We start from the raw sequence: 2,630 nt of genomic DNA, 5'->3' as shown, positions 1-2,630 counted from the left end.
GTGTCGTCGTTCGGCATCAGCGGCACGAACGCCCACGCGATCCTGGAGGAGGCTCCCGAGCGCTCCGAAGCGGTGACGGACAGCGCGGGTTCGGCGTGGGTGCTCAGCGCCAAGACCCCGGCCGCGCTCCAGCGGCAAGCCCGTGAGCTGCGGGAACACCTCCGCAAGCACCCGGACCTGCCGCTCGGCGGGGTGGCGGCGACTCTCGCCGCCCGCACCCGCTTCGAGTACCGCGCCGGGATCGCCGCCGGTGATCTCGACGCGCTCGAAGCGCTGGCCGAGCACGGGGTTGGTGCGGTCCGGGTCCCGGGCGGCAAGCTCGCCTTCCTCTGCACCGGCCAGGGCTCCCAGCGCGCCCGCATGGCCGAACCGCTCTACGACGCCGACCCGGTCTTCGCCGCCGCCCTCGACGAGGTCTTCGCCGCCCTCGACCCGCACCTGGACCGTCCACTCAAGACGGTCGTCTTCGCCGACGACACCACGCTTCTCGACCGCACCGTCTACACCCAGCCCGCGCTCTTCGCCGTCGAAGTCGCGTTGTTCCGGCTGTTCGAGCACCACGGCGTCCGGCCGGACTTCGTCGCCGGGCATTCGATCGGCGAACTCGCCGCCGCGCACGTCGCCGGGATTCTCGACCTGCCCGACGCCGCCCGGCTCGTCGCCGCACGGGGCGCGCTGATGGACGCTCTGCCCGCCGGTGGGGTGATGGCCGCCGTCGAAGCGACCGAGGACGAGGTCCGCCCCTTCGGAGTCGCCTTGGCCGCGGTCAACGGCCCGCTGGCCGTCGTCGTCGCGGGGGAGGAAACCGCTGTCGCGGCGGTCGAAACGCACTTCGCCGCGCAGGGACGGCGGACCCGGCGGCTCACCGTCAGCCACGCCTTCCACTCCCCGGCCATGGACGGCATGCTCGACGCCTTCCGCGAGGTCGCCGAGTCGGTCACGTTCCACCCGGCCCGCATCCCGCTGGTCGTCGACGGCGACCCCGGCACCGCGGACTTCTGGGTCCGGCACGTCCGCGACACCGTCCGCTTCGCCGGGACCGTGGCCCGCCTGGCCGAAGCCGGTGCCACCACCTTCGCCGAACTCGGCCCCGACGCCGTGCTGACCGCGATGGGCCGGGACTGCCTGCCCGGCGGCACCTTCCTCCCGACCCTGCGCGCCGGGCAGGACGACGTCCACGCGACTCTGGCGGTGCTCCGCGGCAGCACCCCATCCGAATCCACAGTGGACTTGCCGACTTATCCCTTCGAACGGCAGCGGTTCTGGCTGCCGCCACGCTCCCTGCGTGCCGACGCCGCGGCCGCGGGCCTCACCCCGACCGGCCACCCGCTGCTCGGCGGCGGCGCCGAGGTGGCCGGTACCGACGGTGTCCTGTTCACCGGGCTGCTGACCGTGCGCACCCAGCCGTGGCTGGCCGACCACGTCGTGCTCGGCGCGAACCTGTTGCCCGGCAGTGCTTTCGTGGAACTCGCGCTGCTCGCCGCCGGCCAGGCGGGCTGCGACCGGCTCGACGAACTGGTCCAGGAAACGCCGTTGGTCCTGCCCGCGGACGGCCGCGTCCAGCTCCAGGTGTCGCTCGGCGCGCCCGACGAGACCGGGCGCCGCGCGGTGGCCGTCTCGTCGCGGCCCGACCAGCCGTCGGTGACCGCGGGCTGGACCCGCAACGCCGCCGGGTACGTCTCCGCCGGTGGCGCCGTGCCCGCGCCGGAACCGGTCTGGCCGCCGGAGGGTGCCGAGCCGGTCGGCCTCGACGACCGGTACGACCGCATCGCCGAGGCGGGCTTCGGCTACGGCCCCGAGTTCCAGTGCCTGCGCGCGGTCTGGCGGCGGGGTGGCGAGCTGTTCGCCGAGGTTTCCCTGCCGGAGCACCGCATCGCCGAAGCCGCGGACTACGGCCTGCACCCCGCGCTGCTCGACGGCGCGCTGCACGTCGTCGCGTTCGGCGACCCCGAAGACGTCGAGGCGGGCCGGATCCCGTTCTCCTGGCACGACGTCCGCCTGCACGCCACCGGCGCGAGCACCATCCGTGTCCGCTACACCGCAGCGGGCGGGATGTCCATCGTGGACACCGCGGGCGCGCCGGTCGCCGAAGTCGGCGCGCTGGCCCTGCGGCCCGTCGCGGCCGATCAGCTGACGGCCACCCTCTCCCGCGACGACCTCTACCGCGTCGCCTGGACGCCGGTGCCCGCACCGGCCACGACGGCGACCTGCCTGCGCACCACCGGCCTCAACCTGACCGGCGAGGTCCCCGACTTCGTGGCGGTGCGGCCCGAACCCGGCACAAGCGCGGTGCCGGAGCGGGTTCGCACCGCCACGAACCACGCACTCGGCCTGATCCGCGGCTGGCTCGCCGACCCCCGGTTCGAGCGCGCGAAGCTCGTCTTCGTGACCAGCGAACTCGCCCACGCGGGCGTGCGTGGTCTGGTTCGCTCGGCGCAGACCGAACACCCCGGCCGGTTCGTGCTCCTGGACACCGACACCGAGCTGACGCCGCCGGAAATCGCGGCCGCCGCGGCCACCGGCGAGCCGGAGCTGGCGTACCGCGACGGCGTCGTGCTCGTCCCGCGGCTGGCGCGGGCCACGGTGCCGGAAGCCGTCCCGGCGCCGCACGGCACCGTCCTCCTCACCGG

1 protein-coding gene is annotated in these 2,630 nt (G+C 74.7%); it reads left to right on the top strand.

Features of this window, described 5'->3' with window-relative positions; translation table 11 throughout:
- Positions 1–2,630: type I polyketide synthase (locus tag G3I65_RS13380; protein WP_160696391.1), on the top strand; the 2,630-nt coding region annotated here is incomplete at both ends.

Origin of the sequence: Amycolatopsis sp. SID8362 (assembly GCF_010550475.1) — a bacterium.
Taxonomy (GTDB): Bacteria; Actinomycetota; Actinomycetes; order Mycobacteriales; family Pseudonocardiaceae; genus Amycolatopsis; species Amycolatopsis eburnea.
Note: the sequence above shows the minus strand (reverse complement) of the source record. Positions and strands in the feature narration are given on the sequence as shown.